General features: G+C 36.7%; 24 protein-coding genes. 3 read left to right on the forward strand and 21 right to left on the reverse strand.

Annotated elements, in window-relative coordinates:
* Window positions 1-70: 70 nt before the first annotated feature.
* The 3 genes from ABC255_RS17230 to ABC255_RS17240 all read right to left on the reverse strand — a co-directional run bounded on the left by ABC255_RS17230 (window position 71) and on the right by ABC255_RS17240 (window position 1,460).
* Window positions 71-931, reverse strand: a complete 861-nt coding sequence (locus ABC255_RS17230; protein ID WP_412995361.1) for a DUF421 domain-containing protein — start codon at window positions 929-931, stop codon at window positions 71-73.
* Between the two features lie 17 nt (window positions 932-948).
* Window positions 949-1,155, reverse strand: coding sequence for a DUF1657 domain-containing protein (locus tag ABC255_RS17235; protein WP_283860265.1), 207 nt, complete (start codon window positions 1,153-1,155; stop codon window positions 949-951).
* Between the two features lie 101 nt (window positions 1,156-1,256).
* The gene (locus ABC255_RS17240; RefSeq protein WP_283860264.1) at window positions 1,257-1,460 is read right to left on the reverse strand and encodes a DUF1657 domain-containing protein; all 204 of its coding nucleotides are present in this window, start codon (window positions 1,458-1,460) and stop codon (window positions 1,257-1,259) included.
* A gap of 284 nt (window positions 1,461-1,744) precedes the next feature.
* On the opposite strand from ABC255_RS17240, the gene ABC255_RS17245 reads away from it, so the two are divergent.
* Both ABC255_RS17245 and ABC255_RS17250 read left to right on the forward strand, forming a co-directional pair.
* Window positions 1,745-2,290, forward strand: a complete 546-nt coding sequence (locus tag ABC255_RS17245) for a phosphatase PAP2 family protein (protein WP_412995364.1) — start codon at window positions 1,745-1,747, stop codon at window positions 2,288-2,290.
* Window positions 2,291-2,965: 675 nt separating this feature from the next.
* Window positions 2,966-3,586 (forward strand): NAD(P)-dependent oxidoreductase, encoded by a 621-nt coding sequence (locus ABC255_RS17250; protein WP_412995366.1) that lies wholly within the window; start codon window positions 2,966-2,968, stop codon window positions 3,584-3,586.
* A gap of 69 nt (window positions 3,587-3,655) precedes the next feature.
* Here ABC255_RS17250 and ABC255_RS17255 read toward each other — a convergent pair whose 3' ends face one another.
* The 10 genes from ABC255_RS17255 to ABC255_RS17300 all read right to left on the reverse strand — a co-directional run bounded on the left by ABC255_RS17255 (window position 3,656) and on the right by ABC255_RS17300 (window position 16,258).
* Window positions 3,656-5,179 (reverse strand): response regulator, encoded by a 1,524-nt coding sequence (locus ABC255_RS17255; RefSeq protein WP_412995368.1) that lies wholly within the window; start codon window positions 5,177-5,179, stop codon window positions 3,656-3,658.
* 23 nt (window positions 5,180-5,202) lie between these two features.
* Complete coding sequence (locus tag ABC255_RS17260) at window positions 5,203-6,954, reverse strand: sensor histidine kinase (protein WP_412995370.1); 1,752 nt, start codon at window positions 6,952-6,954, stop codon at window positions 5,203-5,205.
* 33 nt (window positions 6,955-6,987) lie between these two features.
* Window positions 6,988-8,286: an ABC transporter substrate-binding protein gene (locus tag ABC255_RS17265; protein ID WP_412995371.1), complete on the reverse strand. Its 1,299-nt coding sequence runs from the start codon at window positions 8,284-8,286 to the stop codon at window positions 6,988-6,990.
* 202 nt (window positions 8,287-8,488) lie between these two features.
* Window positions 8,489-9,457 (reverse strand): PfkB family carbohydrate kinase, encoded by a 969-nt coding sequence (locus tag ABC255_RS17270; RefSeq protein WP_412995373.1) that lies wholly within the window; start codon window positions 9,455-9,457, stop codon window positions 8,489-8,491.
* Complete coding sequence (locus ABC255_RS17275; RefSeq protein WP_412995374.1) at window positions 9,454-10,095, reverse strand: YesL family protein; 642 nt, start codon at window positions 10,093-10,095, stop codon at window positions 9,454-9,456. The genes ABC255_RS17270 and ABC255_RS17275 overlap by 4 nt, the downstream gene beginning before the upstream one ends.
* Before the next feature lie 76 nt (window positions 10,096-10,171).
* Window positions 10,172-11,662: a glycoside hydrolase family 32 protein gene (locus ABC255_RS17280; RefSeq protein WP_412995376.1), complete on the reverse strand. Its 1,491-nt coding sequence runs from the start codon at window positions 11,660-11,662 to the stop codon at window positions 10,172-10,174.
* Between the two features lie 10 nt (window positions 11,663-11,672).
* Window positions 11,673-13,031, reverse strand: coding sequence for a glycoside hydrolase family 172 protein (locus ABC255_RS17285; RefSeq protein WP_412995377.1), 1,359 nt, complete (start codon window positions 13,029-13,031; stop codon window positions 11,673-11,675).
* A gap of 47 nt (window positions 13,032-13,078) precedes the next feature.
* Window positions 13,079-13,966 carry a carbohydrate ABC transporter permease gene (locus ABC255_RS17290; RefSeq protein ID WP_412995379.1) on the reverse strand — a complete coding sequence of 296 codons (888 nt, stop codon included), beginning with the start codon at window positions 13,964-13,966 and terminating at the stop codon, window positions 13,079-13,081.
* A gap of 16 nt (window positions 13,967-13,982) precedes the next feature.
* Complete coding sequence (locus tag ABC255_RS17295; protein ID WP_412995381.1) at window positions 13,983-14,858, reverse strand: carbohydrate ABC transporter permease; 876 nt, start codon at window positions 14,856-14,858, stop codon at window positions 13,983-13,985.
* Window positions 14,859-14,953: 95 nt separating this feature from the next.
* Complete coding sequence (locus ABC255_RS17300; RefSeq protein ID WP_412995383.1) at window positions 14,954-16,258, reverse strand: ABC transporter substrate-binding protein; 1,305 nt, start codon at window positions 16,256-16,258, stop codon at window positions 14,954-14,956.
* 434 nt (window positions 16,259-16,692) lie between these two features.
* Between ABC255_RS17300 and ABC255_RS17305 the strand changes: the two genes are divergently transcribed.
* Window positions 16,693-17,298, forward strand: coding sequence for a DUF6944 family repetitive protein (locus ABC255_RS17305; protein WP_412995384.1), 606 nt, complete (start codon window positions 16,693-16,695; stop codon window positions 17,296-17,298).
* 194 nt (window positions 17,299-17,492) lie between these two features.
* On the opposite strand, the gene melA is transcribed toward ABC255_RS17305, so the two are convergent.
* The 8 genes from melA to ABC255_RS17345 all read right to left on the reverse strand — a co-directional run bounded on the left by melA (window position 17,493) and on the right by ABC255_RS17345 (window position 25,270).
* A complete protein-coding gene (melA, locus tag ABC255_RS17310) occupies window positions 17,493-18,998 on the reverse strand; it encodes an alpha-glucosidase/alpha-galactosidase (protein WP_412995386.1) in 1,506 nt (501 codons plus the stop codon).
* A 138-nt stretch (window positions 18,999-19,136) separates the two neighbouring features.
* The gene (locus ABC255_RS17315) at window positions 19,137-20,030 is read right to left on the reverse strand and encodes an AraC family transcriptional regulator (RefSeq protein ID WP_412995388.1); all 894 of its coding nucleotides are present in this window, start codon (window positions 20,028-20,030) and stop codon (window positions 19,137-19,139) included.
* Between the two features lie 478 nt (window positions 20,031-20,508).
* A complete protein-coding gene (locus ABC255_RS17320) occupies window positions 20,509-20,976 on the reverse strand; it encodes a DUF3291 domain-containing protein (RefSeq protein ID WP_412995389.1) in 468 nt (155 codons plus the stop codon).
* A 121-nt stretch (window positions 20,977-21,097) separates the two neighbouring features.
* A complete protein-coding gene (locus ABC255_RS17325; protein ID WP_412995391.1) occupies window positions 21,098-22,252 on the reverse strand; it encodes a YecA family protein in 1,155 nt (384 codons plus the stop codon).
* A 154-nt stretch (window positions 22,253-22,406) separates the two neighbouring features.
* Window positions 22,407-22,976, reverse strand: coding sequence for a pyridoxamine 5'-phosphate oxidase family protein (locus tag ABC255_RS17330; protein WP_412995392.1), 570 nt, complete (start codon window positions 22,974-22,976; stop codon window positions 22,407-22,409).
* Window positions 22,977-23,113: 137 nt separating this feature from the next.
* Window positions 23,114-24,037 (reverse strand): DMT family transporter, encoded by a 924-nt coding sequence (locus tag ABC255_RS17335; protein WP_412995394.1) that lies wholly within the window; start codon window positions 24,035-24,037, stop codon window positions 23,114-23,116.
* Window positions 24,038-24,112: 75 nt separating this feature from the next.
* Window positions 24,113-24,658, reverse strand: coding sequence for a DUF4865 family protein (locus ABC255_RS17340; RefSeq protein ID WP_412995395.1), 546 nt, complete (start codon window positions 24,656-24,658; stop codon window positions 24,113-24,115).
* A gap of 183 nt (window positions 24,659-24,841) precedes the next feature.
* The gene (locus ABC255_RS17345; protein ID WP_412995397.1) at window positions 24,842-25,270 is read right to left on the reverse strand and encodes a YhfM domain-containing protein; all 429 of its coding nucleotides are present in this window, start codon (window positions 25,268-25,270) and stop codon (window positions 24,842-24,844) included.
* Window positions 25,271-25,337 lie beyond the last annotated feature (67 nt).

Raw genomic sequence — 25,337 nt, forward strand, 5'->3', positions numbered from 1 at the left:
TCAAGGATCTAAAAACGAGTAGTTATTTAAGGGTAAGGGGCGTGAGTATTCCTCAGCCCTCCTTTTAATTTTACCCTTTCAGATAAGGTGTAAGTAAATCGATTGCTTCTTGTATCTTTTTGGAAGTTTGTGTATACATTTTTTTTGTATTTTCAGCATCCGTTTGTAATGCAAAAGATTCCAAGTCAGCCTGACTCTTTTTTAACATTGACATTAATAATGGTTGTAGTTGGGGCGATGGGACATTGATTTTATCATCATAAACATCAATTGTTAATTGTCCATAAGAATCTACTTGTCCCAAGAATACATTATCAAGTGTTACTCCGAGTTTTTCTAATTCTATATTAAGCCAATGGCGGGTCTGTTTTGCTTGTTCAAGAGAATTATCTAAAATTTTCCCATCCATAATGACTGTTTGAGGTGCCTTTTCATTTCCAACCTTTATATTTAAATCTTTGGGAGTTAGTGGTTGGTTTTCTTTTTTCAAAAGAACATTTAAATCACCGTTTTGTTCTAAGACTGCGAACTCTACATCGGCAACTTTAAATACATTTTTTCTCCTAAGTAAGGCATTTAAATCGTCAATGGTGTAATGTTCTTTTTTTAAACTATCTTCCATAACTTTTCCATCTTTAATAAAAACATTTGCTTTTCCTTCAGCAAAATCTCTAAATTTTTTGCTTTTTAAGGAAAAAAAGTCTACAGCATAGGTTACACCACCAAAAAGTAAAATTACGATTACTCCATGTGAAATATTTTTGTCTAACCCAGTAATAACTTCACCAGCTACGCTCCCGATAGTAATCCCTGAGATATATTCAAAAAAGGAAAGCTGAGCAATCTGTTTTGAACCTAATAGTTTGGTCATCATAAATAATACGACTATATACAAAATTCCTCTTATTAAAACATCAATCCAGTCTGGCACATTCATCACCTTTAACTTTAAGTTGGTTTATATTGAGGTTCCTGAAATTCGAGTTCTGTAACTCGAATTTGTAGCTCCTTTTTAACTTCTCCTACTAATAACATCGCCTGATGAAATGCTTGTTGAGCTTTTTCATCCTGGGAATTTAATGCAAAATTTGATAGTTGTGTTTCAATTCCATTAATCGAGGCTAAACATTGTTTTACGTTAGAATATACAGTCATCCTTATCCCCCTTAAATTAGAATTTTTATTGAAGTAAGGGAATTTTATAGAAAATTTAATTTGATAAGGGTTAGCATAATGCTAACCCCAAGAAAAATACATCACTGATTGTATTGAGGTTCTTCTTTTTGAATCTGTTGAAGACGGGGCTCTAAGCTGTCAATAATTGATTGAGTTTGTTGAGCAGCGTTTTGGTACAACTGTTTTGCCTGTTTATTCTCAGTCCCTAAAGCAAATGTTTCTAAGCTAGCTTGTGCACTTTTTAATCCAGCTAAAGTTTGGCTTACTTGAGTTCCTACTGTCATTTTTCATTCCTCCCCTTTTAGATAGTGAGCCACAGGTGTATTCTCTGTATAAAAGGTATTAAGTATAACTGGAAAAGATTATTAGGAAATCTGCACAGATGGATGAACTACATATTTTTTTTTGTAAGGGTATATATTAAAAAACATTATGATGACACAATCTATATAGAGCTAGGCTTTAAACTTCTCATCTTTCCTAACCCGTTTTGGTGAGTTGAACATAAATCGTTTTTAAACAGCTAAACTACACTTGATATAAGAATAGGGAAGAAGGAGACATTTATATGGACCACAGGATATTTAAGAGGATTAATGAATATGCAGGTCGTTATCAGCTTTTGGATACATTGGTGGTCAACTTCTCTCAAAAAGTTCGTTTTTTGTTTCTATTTATATTAATCTTCATGTGGTTTCGCAATAACTCACACAAAAAAATCACTTTATTTACTATCATTTCCATTGGATTATCGTTGGTTTTAAATAAATTGATTAAACTGTTTTATTTTAAACCTCGCCCTTTTTTGAATCTTTGGGTACATTTATTACCCCCATTTCCATCAAAAAAGAGCTCTTCATTTCCAAGTAAACACACCACTCTAGCATTTGCGGCGGCAACTTCTGTCTTTTTTTATAAGCGTTTCTTAGGTAGTATGATGTACCTTGCCGCTATTCTAACAGGATTCTCTCGAATTTGGATGGGACAACATTACCCTATGGATATTTTAGGCAGTTCGATACTAGGAAGTTTAACAAGCATAGTAGTGAAGATGACAGGATGGATTTGGAATCCAATCATTGAACGGGTAATAAAAGCTACTGCTAAAGAATGAAGAATCAATCATTACCTGTTTTAGCTGAAATTTTGGATAATATTATCTAGACCAATAGATTTTCATATGTTGCTCTCCTTCTTTGAAGAGTCTAAGTGACGCTTCCTTTTTTTGTCGCAAATGGTTCAAACATCGACATAAAACAGTAAGACTTTTCGTTACTCTTGTTCAGCTAATCTGCACCGTTACTTCAATAAAGTTCAACAAAAAGAAGCGTTAATCCTTATTGGATCAGTCGAGTAGAAGGGAACCTCTCTACCTTTCGGTAGATTGTATTCCTCCCCGCTCACAGAACCGTGCTTGCACTATTAATGCACCCGGCTCCTCCTAGTCACCATTTACAGAATGTAGCTAATCTCTTTTCTTAAGTCATATATATTCACTTTAATTCTTGGTGCAGGTAATGGATATTTATGAAGAAAGAGGCTGAATTTATCCCAAGTAAAGGATTTTCTTTGACTTCTTCTATTGAGCCATTTAAACAGTAAGTATTCGATTTTTTCTTTAAAGTTGCTAACGCTTTGCGTGTTATCAGTGATGCAGTAATAGTTGTAATAACCAACGAGCGATAGGCGCACAGATTTCATCTTTAACTCTTGTATCCGTTAGTTGAACAAGACAATTAATAAACTTTTATAGTAAAATATTATTATTTACAAAAGGAGCCTCATTCTTATGAATATTTTAGTTTTAGGTGCAACTGGACGAGTTGGAAGTCAAATAGTTACTTATTCCCTTCATGACAGACATCATGTTACTGTATTAGTCCGTACTCCAGAGAAGATTCAAATACATAATGAAAATTTAACCATTATTCAAGGGAATGTTTTAAATAAAAATGATATAGCACTTGCAATGCGTGGGATTGATGTAGTTATAAGTGCACTAAATACGGATGGCACAAATACTCTATCAGAAAGTATGCCACTTATTATCGAAGCAATGGTAAACGAAGGAATAATACGAATAATAACTATAGGAACTGCGGGTATTCTGCAGAGTAGAACTACGTCAAATACTCTGCGTTATCAATCAAGTGAATCCAAGCGTAAGTCAACCCGTGCAGCGGAAGAACATCATAAAGTGTACGATATTCTCAAACAATCAAACCTCGATTGGACGATTGTCTGTCCTACGTACTTGCCGGATGGAGAAAAGGTAGGAAAATATCGAATAGAGCGAAACTTTTTGCCAGAGGGTGGAGCTAAAATATCCGTACCGGATACAGCAGAATTTACTTTTAAACAGATAAATGCAAGCGATTATATAAAATCGCGTGTAGGGATCGCCTACTAATAATATTCTTATTACAGCAAATCACCCTGCCCTTTTGTCCAACAAAAAAACAGTGAATTTCATTTGAATTCACTGCTTAACTAAGTGATTAGCACGATAATTCCCTGGTGTGGTACCAATATTTTTTTTGAAGACCTGATTAAAGTACCGTTGGTTTTCATAACCGACTTGCTGGCATATATCAGAGATTTTTTTATTAGTTGTCCTTAATAGTTCCTTAGCTTTTTCCATTCTCATGTTGATGATGTATTCAAACAGGGTCACACCCGTATTTTTGGAGAAGAGACTGCTTAAATAAGCTGGGCTTATATGGAATTTTCCAGCAATTTCATCAAGGCCAATCGTTTGAGTGTAATTTTCTTTAAGATAATTTTTAACCTCATGCAGTAATTTTTCTTTTTGTGACATTTGGTTGTCAGATAAATAATCTGCAAGTTTTCCGATTTTTTCAAGTAGCCAAACCTTATGTTCTTCCATTGTTCTTAATTGATTCAGCTGTTTAAAGATTAAGTATTTTTCTTCTTGAAGAACGGTTTCCGCATTGATATCAAATTCTTGATGTAGATACTCAAAAACATGATTAATCAGTTTAAAACATAAATATTGCGATTTCATTGGTGTAAGTTTCTCTTGGATTGAATATGATAAAAGTTCATCTATCAAACTCTCACTGGATGAAAGATCAATTTCTTGTTCAAGAAAATACTCATCTATTCTTTTTATAATACTTGATCCAATCGTACCATTCATGTTTACTAAATCTCGATACTGGGTCACTTCCTGATGTAAGTAAAGTCCAACATGGAAAGCTTCCAGCGCTTCCTTATAAAGCTGCTGTAAGTTCGTTATTTCTTTATTAGTACTACTAATACCTGTGATGGGATGAGCCAATATATTTCTGTACAACGACTTTAAATCACTTAAAAAACCTGAGTCTAGTTCACTAGTTTCATATGAAAAATAAATTGTAACAAGTTGATCATCCATCCCATATGAGAATATACGTTGATGTTCTCCTTGGCTGCAATGTAATTTAACCATATCTATTAGCTTATCCGTACTTTGACTCTTACAATCTGTAACAAGGACACTACAGCTCGTATATCCCTCTAGTATCTGATCCAATGGATAACCAAACAAGGAATGCAATATATGCTTATCCTCTACTTGAGATCGGTATTGTTCTAACTTACTAGCTGCCTCTTTTCGTTCTCGGATTTGGTCATATTTTCCAATCGCCCTTTTAACCGTTGCAATAATTTCATCTAGTTCAATGGGCTTTGTTAAATAATCGATAGCTTCCAATTCAATTGCTCTTTTTGCATAAGAAAACTGAGTGTAGCCGCTGATAATGATGAAAATAGTATCTGGTATTACACTTTTCACCTTTTGGATTAAGTCCAAACCGTTTAATCCAGGCATGCGAATGTCAGCCATGACGATATTCGGTTCCGCTTCCACAATCAAGTCATAGGCACTATTTCCATCCATCGCGGTGCCTACCACTTCAACTTGGTGCTCATGCCAATCGACAACCGATAATAGCCCATCAATGACCACTTTTTCATCATCTACAATGAAAAGCTTATACATCTGTATCACCACTTTCTTGTATCTTAAGCTCCTGCATTAGCTCTTTTTTCACTGATATCCAGCCCTATTCTAAGAGAAACAGTAGTACCTTTTCCCTCTTCGCTATGAATGGTGAGCCCGTAACCAGGTCCATATTGCAATCGAAGTCGTTCGTTAATATTCCTAATGGCGTACCCCGTCTTTTGCTTTAGCACCTTATCAAGATCAAATCCAATTCCATTATCACTTACTTCGAATACTAAGCTATGATCTTCTTTCTTCCCATTGATGATAATTTCCCAGATTCCTGGTTTCATCTCCAGTCCGTGATAGACAGAATTCTCCACTAGTGGCTGCAACAATAGTTTAATCATCCTTTTGTCGTACAGATCTTCATCCACATGTATTTGATATTGAATTCGGTTGTCATACCGAATATTTTGGATGTCTAGATAGCTTTTTACTTGGTCGATCTCATTTCTCACGCTTGTGATGTATTCTCCATCGTTCAAAGTTAATTTGAAAATATTTGCTAAGTGAATGGCCATTTTGGCGATCGGTTTCATTTTTGCTTTTTCTGCCATCCAAAAAATCGAATTTAACGTATTGTATAAAAAGTGTGGATTAATATGACTTTGCAGGGTTCTTAACTCCGCTTCCTTCTCCTTTAGTTGAGACTCATATAATTCAACCATTAACTCATTATTCCGATTATATAAGTTGATAAATTGAAACCCAATGTTTCCTACTTCATCCTCTGGGTCAAAGGAGATCGAGTCCAGTTTCTCTCTCTTCCTCATATTTTTAATAACATCCCGTAATAATGAGAGTTGCTTGGTAATTTTATTTGAGATAAGTAATGCACTAAATGTAGCAATGAACAGCGTAATAATCAGCAGAAGAATCGAAACCTTCCGGATAAAATCGAATTCCTTCACGATACTTTTATAAGGCATGATACTAACAATTTTCCAATCGGTGATTTTATTTACATCAAAATTAACAATGTATTTATCATCATTAAAAGTAACCAGTTCAGAATCCTTTCCTACTGAAGCATTAATAAGTTCTACCATTTTTCTGCTTTTCACTTGATCCTCAGAGTTAGAGTAGATCATTTCCCCCTTATCAAGGATGATAATTTCACCGTCCTGATCGATATCTTTAAACATATCCTTAAATATCGCTTTATCAATACTAAAGATCATCATCCCGATGACATCTAACGTTTGTAAATCTTTAATCGGCCTTCCATACGTTAAAAGATTGGAGTTTTCGATAAACGTCACATCATCATGGAACCAAGTTCCGTATAAATCTTTCTTCATGATTTCTTTGAACCATTCTGATCCCCATATATGTTCATAGATATTTCCATAGTAAACACTTTGTCCTTGGGATAATTGGAGATACTCGTTATTCTCATTGCCCAGGTAGACTGCGTTAATATATTGGTTATTACTACTGATCGTAATGAGGAGATCCCTTGTTTCACCTTGTGTGACATAGGATTCCTTCGTTAAATCTTTCTGTTTTAAAAAATCCTGCGCATCGTTTGAAGCATAAAGAATCTCGCCATTACTTTGAATATCGTTCACGAATGTATTAATATTCCAATTGATAAGGCTTAAAAGGTTGGTGGTTGTTTCCGAAATTTTATTCTCGATTGCCTTATTCATATAAACGTAAGAAAAAGTTCCGACGATAAGTAATGGAATGAGTGTTGATAGCATCGCGAGCAGGATAATTTTTCGTTTGATTGATAGTCTTTTTCTAATCCTGGTAATAAAGTTCATTGTACAACCCTCAATTTCTTTTATGCCTTTTCATTATCTCGCAATCTTACTATCTACTATTTTAATCGCCTCTTCAGGTGTATAGATACCATTAATGACTCCATAGATACTATCATACATGGCATTTGCGATTCCCTCTGAAACAATGAGATCTGGTTGGTTTGGCTTACTTTTCCAACTAGGATCGTTCATAACATTCATGACATTTGCAAATACCGGATGTAAATCCGAATCAATTTCCCCATCAAACTTGATAATAGGCGCAACTTGATTATCAATCATTATCGCAGCACCCTCTTCACTAAAATAGAAACCTAAAAACTTCATCGCAGCCTCATATTTTGCTTTATCTTTTTCGACATGCTTATTGACTACAAGAGGTGCAGCCGGGACGATCGAGGAGATTTTCTGGTTTCCGACACCATCGGCAAAAGTGGGTCCCCACCAAAAGCCGACATCACCTGCAATCTGACTTTCTTCGATTTTCTTTGTTTCCCATATACCTGCATCAAGCATGGCTGCCTCTCCATTTAAAAACATTTGGACAGCCTGAAAATAGCTCTGAGTGGCTACATTTTTTGGAAATGCCCCTAATTCTCTCAATTCAGCAATTTTTTGATAATAATTTAAGAAATCTTCATTGTTGTAGCTTTCATCCCCTGATAGAATCGAATCGATCTTTTCGAAATAGCCATATCTAGATAGCATCGTTAAAAAAGCCCAAACAGAGTAAGGATCATTTGCACCTTTCGCAATAGGAATAATATTATTTGCATGTAAGGTCTTAACGGCTGTTTTTAGATCATCATACGTTTCTGGCAGTTTAAGATGATACTTCTCAAAAATTGCCTTGTTGTACCATATTCCTGTTACTAATGATTGATAAGGCAGCCCAAATTGCAGTCCGTCAAGGCTATAGGTATCTAACATATTGGGATGGAGTTTTTCCACCATTTCGGGATTTTCTATTAGAAATGGTCTTAGGTCAAGAAGTAAACCTGCTTCGGCTAATTCTTTTGCTGAGGAGGGTAATACCCAAAAAATATCTGGTAATGAATCCGATTGCGCCATCATTTTAATTTTTTTAATATGAGCTTTTTGTTCCGTACCTTTCAGTTCAATTTTTATATCTGGGTATTTCTCCATAAACCGCTCCACAATTGAATAAAAAGCAGGTTCTTGCCCTTTTGGATTCGCCACATGTATGGCGACGTCTAACGTAATATTCTCTGATGCCTTATCATTTACCGTTTTTTCTATTTCTTTACTACTACACCCTATAGTTACAAAGAAAATCAATAGAACAATCGATACATTCACATATTTTCTCATCACTTTTCTCCCCTATTAATAAGTATGTAGTATATTTATTTTTTGGTTACGCTTTCATTTTTGTGAATTTTTAATCATCTTTTTCTACCTATTATAGAGGAGGTTGAAGGATATATAAATGCAAATATTTTTAAAAAATGTTATGTATTTTTTGATTTGCTCAGTACTGAAAAAAAGTAGAAGAACTTTTCTTCTACTTTTTTTAAATATGATTTTTAAGTAAAAATTCTTCTACTTCTTTTAAGGTCGGCATACTGGGTATTCCACCCAGACGAGTCGTCGAAAGAGCTGCCAAACCATTTGCAAAGGTGGTTACTTGCTCCATATCATTAAGAGTTAGTTCATGCGGATGAAGTCCCAGTTCTATTACTTTATATAAAATACCGCCCAAAAAGGCATCCCCTGCACCGGTTGTATCGATTGTCGCTGCCTTAAATCCTTTCTGATAGCCTGTCTCCTCTCCGACTCGATAAAAACAGCCTTTTTCTCCCATTGTAACCAGGAGCATGGAAACATTGTATTTCTCACAAAGACGTTCTGTACCTTCTTCTAAATTTCCAGATTGTGTTAAGAATTCGAACTCTTCTTCTGATATTTTCACAAGATCTGCAAATTCCATTCCTTTTAGAATCTGTTCTTTGGCTTCCTCTAACGAATTCCATAATGCAGGTCGTAAGTTAGGATCAAAGGAGACAAGGATTTGGTTTTCTTTGGCAACCCTCAAGGCCTCTAATGTGGCACTTCTTACGGGTTCATGGGTTAATGATAGGGAACCAAAATGAAAAATACGAGATTGGGTAATGATATCTTTCTTTAGTTCTTCACTTGTAAGGGTGATATCCGCACCAGGGTTTCGATAAAAGCTAAAGGATCGATCTCCACTTTCATCTAAATGAACAAATGCTAACGTTGTTGGTACATCCTTTGAAAATCTGAGTCCAGCGGTCTTAATTCCCTGTTCGTTAAGGACACCTTCTAGGAAATGACCAAATTGGTCATCGCCTACCTTCCCAACAAAAGCTGTCTTTTTATTAAGTTTGGCTAGCGCTGCTAACACATTGGCTGGTGCGCCACCAGGATTTCTCTCAAATAATGGGTTCCCATTTTTCGATGAGCCAATGGGCGTAAAATCTATCAATAATTCACCTAATGCACATACATCAAACATCATATTGAAACATCCTTTTCATGAGTAAGTTCTATTCCTTTATGCTTTTGAAACACGCGATACGAGAACCACATGATAAACAGTGCAAGTATGCTTCCGCTGAAAAAAAACACCACGCCTGAAATCGACAATGAGAGATAATACACGAGTAATACTCCCGTAACCATGACAATGGCTGTTAAGGGACTAGCGATAGCAAGGAGCAAGGTGTTTTTTATCAGTTGTCTGCCTTTCAGTTCATAATGGACGTACATTGGGAACAGAAATAAAAGAAAGATCCCATAAAATACAAAAAGCAGGAAAAACACATAGGCTAAACTTTGGAGATTACTACTCGCTGATGTTTGTAGGATTCGATAATCGACCCAGAGGATATAGACGATTGCCATTAAACATATCCCAATTAGGTTCCCTTTCCTAAATTCTGTTCTATAAGACTGAAAAAAGGTTTTATAAACGGGAACATCCTGTTCTCCCATCACCCATCTTCTACAAACAGAAAACATGGCTATCGTAGCAGGAAAGAATCCAAGGAATACAAAGCCCACTAATGTAAAGGCAATCCATAGTATATTAAGAAAGGCAAGTCTTGCTATCCAATCACATATTCGAACGATCGCTCCAGTTAATCCAGTTTGCATAAGCTTCCACTCCTAAATGTATTTCCCTTTCTTCTTATAAGAGTGGGACCAAAAGTGAAAGGTCCCACTAAAAATCCTAATCCCAAACAGTGTTTAAAGTCCATGACGACATTCTTGATACACATACTTTTCCATCTTTCGAAAATAGCTTAAATAACTTGCTGCCTTCATCAGGGAAAATTCGATTTGTAATGACTTGTTCTCCATCATTCACAAAAACTTCTACCGAGGTTGTATCCATAAAAATCCGGATTTGAACGGTACCATCTTCGTTTATGGTAAACGGTGCTTTACTAATGCCCTTTTCACCCACTCCTGCTTTATTACGGTCTAGGATGATTTCCTGTCTGGCAGCATCGAGAATAATGTCAGTTCGCTCATTCCCATCCGTTGAACATCTAAGTTGGATGCCAAATAACGAGGCGGTTGTCTCATGTAAATCAAAATTGATCATGATTTCAGTGGAAACATCCATATCATTTATCATCCATTCATTTTCCACGACCAGGGAATCATAGTGTTTTTCATTTGTTCGGAGATTCTCCAATTCCGTTACAGGCTTTTGTTTAACAATGGTACTACCCTCTAGTATTAGCTCTCTAGGAATCGTCATGGCACCTGCCCAGCCATGCTCTTGTGATGGCATTTTGGTCAGCCATTTTTCCATCCAGCCAATCATAATTCTTCGTCCTTTATCATCTTCAAAGGTTTGTGGAGCATAGAAGTCATAGCCATAATCCAAAGTTCTTGCGAGCTGCTGGGTAAATACACCCGTTTCGTAATCCATATCTCCAATCACATAGAAAGGCTTTTCATTTTGCTTCCCGTACATAGGTGAGACAAGCAGGACATGGTAATCTTGAAGTGGGAATAAATCTGGACACTCCCACATATCACCTTGTGTTCCATCACTTTCAGCAGCCACTCCAACGTAAGCCCAATCTTTGAGATTATTAGAAACATAGAGTAAGGCTTTTCCTTTCCCATTCTTATGTGAACCCACTACCATAAACCATTTTCCATCATGACTCCAAACTTTGGGGTCCCTGAAATCCGGTGAACCATCTTCTGGATAAACATCAATAACTGGGTTTTGAGGGTATTTTTCAAATTGAATACCGTCTTTACTTGTCGCTATACATTGAACCTGCATCGGCTCTTTGTTGTCAACATGCCCCGTATAGATGAGGACTAATTCTTCCCCATTCACGACACCACTTCCGGAAAAACAGCCATACCCAGTTACTTCTCCGGAATCATAATCTTCCGAAGGGGCTAACGCTACAGAGAGGTGTTCCCAATGGACAAGATCTGTACTTTTCCCATGCCCCCAGTGCATGGGACCCCATTTTGCATCATACGGATAAAACTGATAAAACAAGTGATATTCGCCTTTATACTGAACAAGTCCATTCGGGTCATTGATCCAGCCGACCGGAGCCATAAAGTGATAGTGTAACCGATAACGGCTTTTCTTGATGGATTCTTTTCTCCGATTTATTTCTTGATTTGCTATATTTTTTGCTTCTTCGTGCTTTAGGTTGATTGCTTTTACAGTGTCGGACATATGCACACTCCTACCTATCTGATGGAAGAATACTTGATTTTACACGTTTCGCATGTTCGATATTTCCTAACGTTGAATTCCTTGTCTTTTCATATTTAAGCTCCATTTGGTTCAACTTCTCATTTCTATAAGCAATCTCTCTTCCTTTGGCTGCTTCATACGCTCTTTGCTGTTCTTCTGTTAATGGCTTCTTAGCCTTTTGTTTGACTTCCGGCATTATCGCTACATGTGGGAGTCGGTCTTCCACTGGCAAAATATCAATCTTAGGAGACGGCAGCGTTTGATACCAGTAAGCCGTTGATGACCAATCATCTGACAAATGGTTCGCATGTCCATGCTCCAGTGATACCTTAATGCTCTCGTTGAAGTGAATGGGATCGGCAATATGGAACCGATAAGATACCTGATACCCAGGCTTGTCACTTTCATGAATGATTGACCCATTATATAAAAATCCATTCTTTTGCATGCCCCATGCATGACCGAAGTAATCTTCACTGCCTGTTCCATTAATACTTGGTTCTTCTTCACCATCGATAAAAATCATATCGTCACCCTCACCCCACCAACTTCCTTGGAAGTGATTCACAGATAGATTACAGCCTACATAATGCCCTTTTCCTTTTGTATCCAAAATTACATAGTTGTCTTCCCCTGTTACGTTTGAGACACTTTGAATCGCCGGGCTATTTACCTGAAGGTCGTTGCCCCAGCCTTCACATGGGTTTTCCCGGTGCCAGCTCGTATGGAAGTAAACTGTATCCGCAGGCAGTGGTTGTTTGTACAGTTCATAATCGATGTAGAAATATAGGCCAAATGGCAAATCATTTTCATTCACTATTTCAATCTTTGCTTTTTTATTAAAAGGCATTGGAAAATAGCAATTTAATGCCGCTGGAGCTCCAAATTTATTGGCTTCCTCCGGCTTTACTGATACGTTAAACGGCATGGATTGAAAATTACCTGGTAAGGAATGGCCAACACAGAAGAAGTCTCCGAATGGTGCTAATACACTAGGTGTCTCTTGATCGTCCCACGTAATCTTAAAAAGTGCTTTACGATAATAAAATGGATCTTGCTCTTCCCATGTTACCCCTAGTGCATTATGGATTTCATTGACCGGTGCAACATTACTTCCTAATGCAGGATCTACAATACTTGGACCCATAATTTTTCGGCAGAAAGAGGTCATCCACATATGTGTTAAGCACCCTGGTCCTTCAATTTCTCCTAATACAACGGTTTCATTTGGTGGAATCAACCAATAATCTTGATTTCTGCCTGTTTGATCAGAACTTGAAATTCTCGCGGCTCTAACGTCCTTATGTGTGGTTAAGTTCTGCATGATTCCATTTGAATGTATGTTCATTTACAATTCCTCCAATTTTTTATATTTGATCATTAGTACTACATTGTTTACCCTTTTACTGCCCCTGCTGTCATGCCTTCGATAATGTATTTTTGGAAAAAACCAAAGAATACGAGCTGCGGAATCATGATTAGAATACTAGCCGCGATAATCCCGCCGTAATCTATACTCCATCGCCCTTTGAATTCAGAAATACCGAGGGGAATGGTACTTAAGGATTCATCGCTGATTAAGGTGACGGCAAATGGAAACTCATTCCACACGTATAGAATATTGAAGATGAATATCGTAGCAACCACTGGCATAATCATGGGCAACACTACTTTTCTGCATAAGGAAAATAGATTACAGCCATCAATAATTGCTGCTTCTTCTATTTCCTTTGGGAATCCTTTTAAAAATCCAATAAACAATAAACTGTTAAAGGATATAGATGTGGCAATGTATGGTAAAACTAATGATGCATGTGTATTCATCAATCCTAATTCGATTGTTAGCCTGTATACAGGGAACAAAAGAATAAAAGGTGGGATGGCTAAACCTAATAGAAAATAAAAATTTAGTCCGCTTTTTAATTTTTTGGACTTAAATACCATACGACTTAACGCAAAGGAACTCATAAACGTAATGATAATTTGACCTACGATTGTGATTCCTGCAATGATAAAAGTATTTTTATACATCAAGAGAATATCCAGGGTTTCGATGGCTTTCTGATAGTTTTGGAAACTTAAGGTTTCCGGCAGTGAAAATGGACTATTTAATATTTCACTATTGGTTTTAAATGACAATAACAACATCCACAAAAAGGGAATCATGACAACGAAGGTAATCAAATAAATGAGTATATACCCCCCAAGGTGACTCCGCCTTTTTTTGCTTTTTAAATGCTTAAGGGTTACATTCGACTGCGGTTGAACTTCAACATGAGCCATAACTCTCCCTCCTTCCTTAACTCTCAATTTCTTTTTTGGTGAACATTAGATAAATTCCAGTAAATAGAATCGTTATCACAAATGTCACGACCGCAATCGCCATTCCATAGCCATATTCACTTGAAATAAAGGTAATGTTGTACATATAGGTGACGAGTACTTCAGAAAGATGGTTTGGCCCGCCGTTCGTCAATTGAATGACGGTTTCGAAGATTTTAAAACAGAACGTAATAATTAACACTGTATTAATTTTGAAGGTTTCATTTAACATCGGAATGATGATAAAAAACAGTTTTTGTAAACTAGTTGCTCCATCCATTTCACAAGCCTCATAGATTTCACGAGGGATGGTCGTTAATCCCGCTAGGAAGATGGTGGCGATAAAACCTACTATTCTCCAACTCTCTACCAGCCCAACGGAGTAGGGTGTTAACGTTTCTCCCCCAATCCACTTGAGCGCCAGTTCTTCTAAACCAATTTTTGTTAGGAAGACATTTATAAATCCGATTTCCGGATCGAGAATAAAGACCCATATTAAACCAACAAGAATGGGTGCAATAACGGCCGGGGCAAAGTTTAAAGCCTTTACTACATTACCACCCTTCATTTTCTTATTAAGTAAGAGTGCTAATAAAAACGAACTTGGTAATAAGACTACAATGGTAAAGCCCAAGACGATAATAGTATTTTTTAATGACTTCCAGAACAATGGATCTTCAAATAATAACTGATAGTTACTAAGTCCCACGAACTCCGGGGTTCCAATGCCAGTAAATTTTGTGAGACTGTAGTAAAACGCAATCACAATTGGAAGAATGATGTACGTGCTATACAGTAATAGTGAAGGTAGAATCATCAAAATTTTATAGCGTTTCTTACTTAGCCAAATCATATCGTTATCTCCCTCCTTGTTATACGCCAAGGATTCTAGCGAAATTCTTTTCAGGCTTCCCTCAGATGAGATGAGGGAAAGCCTGGTTACTCACATTACTGAGATGAAATTTTTTTATCTACTACATCTAAAGCCTCTTTTGGAGAATAGATCCCGTTAATGACACCATATATACTGTCGTAAATGGCATTCCCAACTGCTTCGGATACTATTAAATCTGGTTGGTTTGGCTGACTCTCCCATTGGGGATCGTTCATTGCTTCTACTACCTTTGCAAACACAGGGTTAGCTGCTTTATCAATCTCACCTGCATATTTAATAATAGGAGGAACTTGATTATCTAACATAATTTGCGCGCCTTCTTCGCTGTAATAGAATTCCATAAATTTCTCAATTGCAGCGTATTTTCCTTTATCTTCTTTCACTTTCTTATTGACTACTAATGGTGCAGCCGGTACGACGGAGGAAAGGTTTTGATTTCCTACACCATCAGAGAAGGTTGGTCCCCACCAAAGACCTGCGTCCTTTGCTAGCGCACTTTCTTGAATTTTTTGTGTTTCCCAAACACCAGCATCTAATAATGCTGCTTCTCCATTAAGGAACATTTCAACGGCCTGAAAATAGCTAAGTGTTGATACGTTCGCTGGAAAAGCACCTAATTTTGCCAATTCATCAATCTTTTCATATAGTTTTAAGAAGTTATCATTATTGAAGCTTTCTTTTCCAGCAAGAATCTGATCAATTTCATCAAAATATCCAAAACGTGAGAACATGGTTAGGAATGCCCAAACGGAATATGGATCCTTTGCACCCTTTGCAATCGTAGTCACATTGTTCTCTTTAAATACTTTTGTCACTTCCTTTAGATCTTCATAGGTTTCTGGCAATTCAAGGTTGTATTTGTCAAATAGTGCCTTATTGTACCAAAAGCCTGTAACTAATGCTTGATAAGGTAAGCCATATTGTTTTCCATCAAGATTATATGTGTCAATCATACTTGCATGGAATTTATCAGGGTCGACTTTCTTGTCTTTGAGTAATGGTGATAAATCCAGCAGCATTCCTGCTTCTTCCAGTTCTTTTGCAGAGGCTGGCAAAATCCAAAAAATATCAGGGAGCGTATTGGATTGTGCTTTTAGTTTCATATTTTTGATATGCTCTTTTTGGTCTGTACCGATTAAATTAATCTTTATCTCTGGATTTTTCTCCTTGAATTTTTCCACCATTTGATAGAATGCTGGTTCCTGGTCTTTTGGATTTGCTACGTGTATGGCAAAGTCAATGGTAACTTCCTTTGAGCCATCCTTTGTGTTCGTACTTTCCGTTTTGGAACTACATCCCAAGACTGTTACCATTAATAGAAATACTAGGATAGAAAGACTTACTAATCTTTTATTCATCCTCGAAAACCTCCCTTTACTGTTTTTATAAAATAATGTTTTTCCAACTTCCTGGAATTCCTACCCCCTATTACGATTTACCTTCCATCTACCTCCTTATGTTAGACAGCGCTTTCATTATGGCTTTTCAAATGTGCTCCTTACACTTTTAATAGTAAAGCGAATTGAAGAAGTTGAAAATTCCAACTTCTTTTGATAGTGTTATATATTTTTAGAACATTGAATAGGAACACCAAAGGGACGGTTCTCGTGGTCCATTTTCCTAGACCATGAGAACCTTCCCTCTGCCTCTAGAGTTTGGATTTTTAACAAATCCAAATAATTAGAAACGATGTGCTCACATTCAATCTAAAAACGTTGTTTTGAAGGATCATGTAAATTTACGATGGGTTATGAATACTATAAGATACCCCCTTTAAGGAGTGTTTGAGATTATGACGATTCGCGGAGAAGACCTTCTTATTTCAGGTACATGGTTACTAGCTGTTGGTTCACTTATAGATACAATCGGGCAGACCCAGCAAACCTTCACCCACAGCGAATTGGGGAAAGATTTAATTATAAAAGGAAATGGGATTGAAGCTTTCGGAAATTCGTTACAAGCTATTGGGAGATCTAAGCTGTTAAAATCAGAGAGGGATCTATCTCAACTGTTTACCATCTTCGGTAATTGGCTTGAGGCGGCCGGTAATACTACAAATTCAGTTGGAGTAAGTATTGACATGAATGGGGCTGAGGAAGAGGGAATAAAAATAGATACCCTTGGCAGTGGAGTCCAAGGTCTTGGTGCAGCCTTTGAAGCCATTGGTGCTTCCCTTGAAGAGGATTCATCCTATAGGACCCTTGCTATTACAGGAAATAGCTTTATTTCTTTAGGCTCTTTTTTAGGAGCAATCGGTAATATTTATGTTATAAACGAAAAAAATGTAATTGGAGAACAGATTCTTTTAGTAAGTAGCTGGATTCAATTTTTTGGTGCATTGATATTAATTAATGCCATTACCCAAGAGGTTGAACACATGGAACACGCGGAAAATTAAAAAATGAAAACGGCGATTCTTATCCCTATTCTTATAATAATTATTCTTTTACTAACAACTTTAGTGCTGCCCATACCTAAAGATGGAAGTCGTTAGTTTGCTTATATTAAATAAGCTGGGCTGATATGGAATTTCCCAGCAATGATATGAAAAAAAAAGGCTGTTTTCCACAGCCTTTAGTAATAAGAATAACATTAATGTACCGCTGATGGACGCTCAATCGCTTTATCCGATTCACCGGCACTTTTACGAGCTGCTTCTTTGTCTTGGGCCATTTCTTCGACTGATTTAACCTTCAATCGAGCTGCCCCTTTACAATCCCTCGTTGGAATTAATGATCCGGTGGATAAGTTCTCTTCCGCTTTTTCAATTGCTTCAGTATACTGCGGCAGCCATTGTTCCTGGGCAACCAACATTTCATCAACAAGCTGCCAAATTTCTTTCGGATTACACACAGCTCCAACAAGTGGATCCATCATCATTGCCTGACGTAGTAAGAAGTCATTTCCTGTTACCGCAGCTTCTACAGAAAGTCTTTGGACGGAAATGCTCACATTACATACAGCCGCAGGTCCAAGTGGTAAATCGCCTATATGTGGCATGTTGATACCATTGCGGTCTACATAGCCAGGGGCCTCAATAATCGCGTCATTTGGAAGATTTGAAATCACACCATTGTTAACCACATTGAAGTGGCCTCTGTATACTCGACCAGTTTCTAGTGCTTCAATAATGTATGATCCATGTTCTTCGCCACGATTTTCTTGTTTGTATTCCATGGCTGGTTCTTTTAGCCAATTCGGGAAATCAGTTTTGAACCAGTTTCTGCCTTCTGTACAGACTCGTAAATATCCACCTGTTTCACCATTAATCCAAGTACCTAGATCAATCCACTCATTAATTTCCTCAGGTCGTTTCCGGTACCACGGGACGTATTCACTTAAATGACCGTTTGATTCTGTACTGTAGTAGCCAAATCGTCTTAGCATATCAATTCTGACTTTTTCGGTTACGGAAAACTCTGGATGATTCTCAAACGCTTCCAGGACTTTCCCAGTGAGATCTTCCCCTTTATGTTTGATACTAACATACCAAGTTTGGTGATTAATTCCTGCACAAATGATGTCGACCTCTTCCTTTTTTAATCCAAATGCATTGGCAATTTGTCTGTGTCCCCCTTGTACGCCGTGACAAAGACCAATCGTTCTTACACCGCCATATTTGTTACAAGCCCATGTTAATATAGCCATTGGATTCGCGTAATTTAAAAGTAATGCGTCAGGTTCTGCCACTTCACGAATATCTTTGCAAATATTTAACATTTCAGGAATCCCACGTTGCCCGTACATAATACCGCCCGCACAAAGTGTATCCCCTACACACTGATCAATCCCATATTTAAGTGGAATATCAACATCATATTGAAAGGCTTCAAGACCGCCGATTCGAACGACGGAAAATATGTATCTTGCATCTCTTAAAGCCTCTCTGCGATTTTGTGTCGCTTGAATTTTTATATCCAGCCCATTTTCATCAATATCTCGTTGGCATAGCTCTGTAACCATATCCAGATTTTGAGAACTAATGTCCGTAAAAGCCACTTCAATGTTCTTGAATTCTGGTACAGCAAGAAGATCTCGTAAAAGTCCCCTTGTAAACCCGATACTGCCAGCGCCAATAAAAGCAATTTTAAAAGTCATATTAGCATCCCCTTTACTATTTCATATATTAATCCTATCACCATAAGTTAGAAAACGTTTCCAAATTTCTAACCTTTCTAGTAAAAAAATGTATAAAATCATAACCTTTTAATAACGAAATCTGACTGCTGGCGGTGATTAACTACTAAATTTCACAATATCTTGACTGACAGACTTTCTGTATTCAATAGGCGTCATATTTGAGTGTTTTTTAAAGAGATTACTGAAATATTGACGACTATTAATCCCAACATAATAAGATATTTCAATCACTGGAATATCGGTATCTGCCAATAACATTTTTGCTTTTTCCATTCTTAATGAAGTCAGATATTCCATGATAGTAAATCCTGTCTGTTTTTTAAAAATTCGGTGAAGGTATCCAGGATGGATATTTACCGTGTCACCAATATCTTTCACTTGAATATTACAGTCGTAGTTTTGATGAAGATACTCAATTGTCTTTTTTACATAAACATTTGCCTGTTGGTAATCCCTTTCATTCTTCCTTTCCTCCATGACCATTCTTGAAATTTGAATGAGTAGTTGTGCTAAATGGAGTTGAATCACTATTTCTTTGTCCTTTTCCTTCTTATCTAATTCGAGAACTAAATTTTTTAAAGTATAGTAGATATCATTAGGATCCTTCAATACAGCATAGGGACGACCAAGTAAAAGAAATTCAGCTAAGTTACTGTTCTCCATAGCTAAATCCTTGATTGATGGGAAGCATCCTTCTTTTGGAATAAAGGAAAATTCAACGTTTAACATCCTGCAGGGAGAATCTTTTTCTACAATTAATCGGTGATACACATTGGAATCTAGTAAAATAAAGTCACCTTTTTTCATCGAAATTGATTCATCCTCCGTATCAACGGTACATCTTCCATTAATTACATACATAATTTCTACTTCTTTATGTGCATGAAATGGCATATTATAACTTTCCCACTGCTTAAAATAATAGGCAAAAACTTTAGGATGATAATGGTTGGTTACTAATTCACGTTGGTATAAACTGATATAGTTCAAAACAACCTCCGAATATATTTAAAATTTCCTTATAACTTATAGTTTAAAAAATCCTAACCTGCTAAATCATTTATATACTTCATTTCTAACTTCTAAGTATCAATGACAGATGTAATTTACCTTTTAATCTCTTAGACCACACATATACCTTAGGTTTTAAAATAACTGTTATGTAGTCATTCCCCCATATTAAACACTGGTTATACCGATGTGTTCAGAAAAATCAGATTAATATAATTAGGTTTATTATATAGTCACTTTACATAGTAATACAATACAGAATCCTAACCTATTATTTTAAATCGAGTATAAAATCCTAACTTTTATTATTAACCCCAGCTTCATAAGGGATGACAGTTAGTTAATTTAATTCCGCTTATCCTCGAAGTTTACTGCCATTTTGTAATCAACAGAAAAAGAAAAAAAGTGACAGGCACCAACCAAAAATATGGAAGGTGTCAGACACTTTTCTCGTCAGCTACTTAACCACACAAGTCTCCCCTTTTTCATCAAATGCATGCTTAAAATCAAACGCAAAAGATGTGGGACCGTGCTGTAAATAATAGTTATATCTTTTGAATGCCTCCAGCCAAGAAACATCCTTCACCGTTCCCGTCCACCAGACGACATATGAAAGGTGTTTCTCTTGATAAGGCTCCATCCATTTGCTCCTGTCTCTCATTGCTTGTCTGTGCTTACCTGAGTAGGTAAAACTATATAAGCCCTGAAGGCTTTTCCATACTGTAAGTGTAAGAACCGGGAAACCATCCCCTTTGGTAGCTTCCTCGGGGATAGGGACTCCAAAAGGTGAAAATTCCTTTATTAGTTGCCCTGTTCTAGTTGCCTGTCGCATTACTTCGTATCCTGCTTCAAAAAATTCACGAGAAGTAGGATGGTCATAGGGGTGATTTAGTCTACCCACCGTATAAATAGAAACGAATGCCATATTTATCCCTCCATTAATGGTCTATACCTAGGTATATTCAAATAAGGAACAAACTTATGACCTTCTAGTTACAAGTAAAAAAGCTATTCTCTGATAAAACACACATTGGATATAAGATTATCTATTTCCCGCAGCATTTTTTATATTTTTTGCCGCTTCCACAAGGGCATGGATCATTTCTTCCAACCCTAATTTCGTTTCGTACTGGAGCACTCGGGAGGTCATTCCCCTTTTGTCTAAAGTCGAGTTCTCTTTCTAGTGCTACTTGTCTCCATAGAGCTAATTCTCGATGCTTTATCCCTAGAATCGAAAAGTAGCTATAGGCAGTCTGTTCAATATCTACAAGGCCTGAAGAATAATCTAGCTCCATATGTTTGTTTATTTCAGGTAGAGCCTTTTCGGAAAATTGGTGACAAAGTGCTTCGAATAGTATATCTTGTTGATCCAGTTCTCTTGCAGAAGTGTAGGCTTCTCTTAAAACCTGTACTGCGAAGTCTGTTTTCATGTTTTCAACGATTGAAGCGGCATAAATAATGGAATTTTCTTTCCTAAGATAAGGTGCTACTTCCTTTATCACCTGATCACTTTGGAAACTTATTAACGTTGCGGACAGTTCTTCTAACAAACTGTCTTCATCGCGCTCCAATAAGCGAACCAATAAAGGAATGTATTTTTCTAATTTTAACAACCCAATCATATAGATGTTCAGAATTCCATTAAATGAAAACCATCTTCCCTTTATTTCTTCTTCTAGTATTAAGTCTATTTCAGTTTCTGTAACCCAGCCCTTTTTCACCAAACAGGCTGCTAGTTTTTTTGCTGTTATGTACAAATGATGCTGATCGGAACCGGCCCGCTCAAGATCATTTAAGATTTGACCATATTCCGAGTACACTTCTTCTTCCGTACCATGTAACAATAACTCATATAAAGCCCATGTACTCTTCGGAATATATGCTTGAAGCTGATTCTTATATTTAAGAGCAAGCTCTGGTTCGATCCGTTGGACGAGGTTCACCGCCAAATGGCGTTCGGACGGGTCCATTAATGGAATATTTTCAGATAATATTTTAACAGACTCTTCATTGAAGGTTTGATTTTCTACATAAATAAAGATCGATGATTGTTTGTCTTTATTTCTAAATGCTTCTTTCAATAATTCATTGGTCCATTCTTCTGGGACATTTGGATAATCATGCAGAGCATGCAGAACTACCTCTTGGATTAAAATATCATCGCTAATCAAGTGTGGTTTCAATTTTTCTAAAAATGTCATTAGGTATCCTCTCATTCTTTCATTGGTGCTACTACTATATATCACCGATAGTGAAACAACAAATAAAGGCTACCTAAGTAGCCGAATATTATTGAACCCAAGCAAATCGCCAATTCAATATGTGTGCGCCCCTGTTAGTGCAACAAGGATTATTTTACATTTTAAATTTAGCTAAACTTTCTCCAATCGGTGTTACTATCCCATCCATGCTTATAGAATTCTTCTTTTTATGATATTCCTCTAAGTCTTGTTCACTTTTATTGGTAGCCCATTGTTGAAGAGTATCCCGTTCACCATCGTATGAATAGAACGGTACACTAAAACCACATGATGTTTTTACTGTTTCAATCTTTGCGTGAATAATTTGTCGAGCACCAGGAAGTATGTCAAAATGTTTCGCCATGTCAGTCCATTCCGGTGTACCAGGTAATATCACATTACCGCTACCATAAAGCCTTAAAATCATAGGAGGTCCTTCAAAAGCTAGGAACATAAAAGTAATTCTACCGTTATCTTTTAAATGTGCACTTGTTTCATTTCCACTACCCGTTAAGTCTAGATAAGCTACTTCATTTGAGGATAAAATTCTTAATACATCATGACCTTTTGGTGAAATGTTAACATGACCGTCTGCTGTTAGCGGTGCTGAACCAACGAAAAAAATCCGTTGTTTTCTTATAAATTCTTCGTGTTTTGGAAGTATTGATGAATAAACTGTTCCCAAAATAAATTCCTCCTAATACCTTTGTAGGCCGATCAAATAAAATGACTCGTGAAACTGGACCAAAAATTGCACCTTTGTTATCTTTTATAAACACCTTCAAACATCAAACCTTCTAAAAATACTACATTATTTATTAGTTATCGATTGGTGTTGGAGAATTTGGGGGGAATTTGCTGTTTTCTCTCCGTTCCAATCCAAACTAAACCAAAAACAATGACGACTCCACCAACAATCTGTGCTGCCCAAATAGGTTCATTAAAGAAAAACGCACCTGCCACTGTGGCTGCCGCTGGAACGAAATAACGGAAGAAGTTCGCTTTTGCCGCACCAACATGCTTCATTGATACATTCCAAACAACAATGGCAATGACGGTACACATCAGCACATTATAAGCAACCGCTCCCCAAGTGGCGAATGATAGGTTTTCCCATTGAATCGTGCTCCATTTATCGAATGTAATTGGAAATATAAAAAGTGAACCGAAAAAAATAAACCAAGTGGTTACCCGTAGAGGAGAGTATTTTTCCATCAACGGCATGGTGGCTAAATTAAATAATGCACCGATTAAACTAATGGCTAGAGCTATGTAATTTCCTATCATGTACTCAGATCCAAGGTCAAAGCCATCCTTTCCGCCAAGGATGATCATTGTTACCCCCATAAGTGCGATTAATCCCCCCACTGCTACTCTGGAAGTTATTTTCTCACGAGTAAATAACGGTGAAAAAAGTGCCGCAAAAATTGGCCATGGAGCGACATTTAATAGTGAAGCATTCGCTAGTGTTGTATATTTGATAGAATACATAACCATAATTTCTAACGCTGTGATGCCAATAAAGCCAATAAATGCTAGTTTTAGTAAATCCCGTTTCTCCACTTTTACGCTGCCTTCTGTCACCTTTAACATAAGGAATAATATCGGCAATGCAAGTCCAAATCTAAGAAAAACAAACACCTCTGCGGGGAAGACTTCCATTGCCCAACGCGAAATCCCAAAATTAATTCCCCAAATAATTGATACAAGGATCAAACCTAAATAATAAAAAGTATTTGACGCCATGTTTTCTCCTTCCAGACCAAGGTAACTCCTTGATATCTAACCAATTTTGAGCCATGAGAACCGTCCCCAAGGAAACTAGTTTCCTTGTGAAATATGCAGAATCGTATAAACCACTCCATGTTTTTCTTCTATTATATTACTTATTTCACTAAATAAGTAAAAAACATCATATTCCCACTTATCCGGATTATAGGTAAGAATATATTCAGCATGTTGAAACTGTGATATCTTCTTGATTATTTCCTCTTTTGTTTGACGGAGACTTCCCTGTGGCTGAATTCGATCATGAACATGTAGCACGTATTTATATGGTTTGATATTTCCAGGAGGATCCATCAAAGGAATCCCCACCTGAACTTGCTGCCATCCAAACGAGGAAAGAATGTTGTCATAATAGCCCTCAAATAAGAATTTGTTAAGGCCGTTATAATTCTTCCAAAGATATAGCGGGCAATAACTGTTTTGCAGGTTATGATGTTCTCCTTTTTCAGTAATTAGATATAGTTTGAAAATCAAATCATCAAATCCATCTGTTTTATGCCCATTATTTCTGACCCGATCTTTGATAATGTTCATGTCATAATCACTTGGTAAGGTGATTTTGTATTGTGTCGTAATCATCTTGCCCCTCCTATTTTCATCTAGTATATTTGAAATTTATTTTTAAATTCTCTTTTCACACCCAACTTACCCTGAACATTTTTTATCCCTCAACAATAGCAAGGTATTTCAAAACTGCTCCTTCAGATTCAACAATTAAAATATCTCCTCTTTCATTTAACACTCTACTCTGAGGTCATACCATTATTTTAAGTCAGATAATTTTTCTTCCGTAATCAATTCGTATAGGACCGCCGATTTCTTTTTGTCTAATTGGACATATTTACTTTCAGCGTCAATAACCAGTTCCACTTTGTCCTTTTTTGGGCTTACCCAAAGCTCATATAATGCTGCTTTCGCTTCAAATTTAGAATTTTTATATTGGAATCCAAATCTATAATCAGGAGGTCGCACCATAGAAACTTTGGCATCTTCCCAATCAATATTATCTACTATATCTTTCACTTGTTTAACTCGCTCATTGTTATTAATTTCTTTGAATTCCTCATAATTATCTTCATTCCCCATATACTTTTGGAATTTTATTATTTGTTCCTCATTCTCTATTTCCTTTGAACAACTTACGATAAACATTAAAATGATTCCGATAAAAACAATTATCAATTTTTTCAAAAAAATCCCCCTTATTATAGGACGAATTGTATTAAGTAAAGTTACAACGTGTTTCTTCAGGTATCTT

The organism is Neobacillus canaveralius, from assembly GCF_047237705.1.
GTDB lineage: Bacteria > Bacillota > Bacilli > Bacillales > Cytobacillaceae > Neobacillus > Neobacillus niacini_K.

Coding starts and splice junctions, on each gene's coding strand:
- ABC255_RS17275 (WP_412995374.1), bottom strand. CDS start 10,095: ATGCAAACTGGATTAACTGGAGCGATCGTTCGAATATGTGATTGGATA.
- ABC255_RS17235 (WP_283860265.1), bottom strand. CDS start 1,155: ATGACTGTATATTCTAACGTAAAACAATGTTTAGCCTCGATTAATGGA.
- ABC255_RS17265 (WP_412995371.1), bottom strand. CDS start 8,286: ATGAGAAAATATGTGAATGTATCGATTGTTCTATTGATTTTCTTTGTA.
- ABC255_RS17305 (WP_412995384.1), top strand. CDS start 16,693: ATGACGATTCGCGGAGAAGACCTTCTTATTTCAGGTACATGGTTACTA.
- ABC255_RS17285 (WP_412995377.1), bottom strand. CDS start 13,031: ATGAACATACATTCAAATGGAATCATGCAGAACTTAACCACACATAAG.
- ABC255_RS17335 (WP_412995394.1), bottom strand. CDS start 24,037: ATGGCGTCAAATACTTTTTATTATTTAGGTTTGATCCTTGTATCAATT.
- ABC255_RS17270 (WP_412995373.1), bottom strand. CDS start 9,457: ATGATGTTTGATGTATGTGCATTAGGTGAATTATTGATAGATTTTACG.
- ABC255_RS17280 (WP_412995376.1), bottom strand. CDS start 11,662: ATGTCCGACACTGTAAAAGCAATCAACCTAAAGCACGAAGAAGCAAAA.
- ABC255_RS17320 (WP_412995389.1), bottom strand. CDS start 20,976: ATGGCATTCGTTTCTATTTATACGGTGGGTAGACTAAATCACCCCTAT.
- ABC255_RS17240 (WP_283860264.1), bottom strand. CDS start 1,460: ATGACAGTAGGAACTCAAGTAAGCCAAACTTTAGCTGGATTAAAAAGT.
- ABC255_RS17250 (WP_412995366.1), top strand. CDS start 2,966: ATGAATATTTTAGTTTTAGGTGCAACTGGACGAGTTGGAAGTCAAATA.
- ABC255_RS17260 (WP_412995370.1), bottom strand. CDS start 6,954: ATGAACTTTATTACCAGGATTAGAAAAAGACTATCAATCAAACGAAAA.
- ABC255_RS17340 (WP_412995395.1), bottom strand. CDS start 24,658: ATGATTACGACACAATACAAAATCACCTTACCAAGTGATTATGACATG.
- ABC255_RS17325 (WP_412995391.1), bottom strand. CDS start 22,252: ATGACATTTTTAGAAAAATTGAAACCACACTTGATTAGCGATGATATT.
- ABC255_RS17295 (WP_412995381.1), bottom strand. CDS start 14,858: ATGATTTGGCTAAGTAAGAAACGCTATAAAATTTTGATGATTCTACCT.
- ABC255_RS17290 (WP_412995379.1), bottom strand. CDS start 13,966: ATGGCTCATGTTGAAGTTCAACCGCAGTCGAATGTAACCCTTAAGCAT.
- ABC255_RS17300 (WP_412995383.1), bottom strand. CDS start 16,258: ATGAATAAAAGATTAGTAAGTCTTTCTATCCTAGTATTTCTATTAATG.
- ABC255_RS17255 (WP_412995368.1), bottom strand. CDS start 5,179: ATGTATAAGCTTTTCATTGTAGATGATGAAAAAGTGGTCATTGATGGG.
- melA (WP_412995386.1), bottom strand. CDS start 18,998: ATGACTTTTAAAATTGCTTTTATTGGCGCTGGCAGTATCGGGTTTACA.
- ABC255_RS17245 (WP_412995364.1), top strand. CDS start 1,745: ATGGACCACAGGATATTTAAGAGGATTAATGAATATGCAGGTCGTTAT.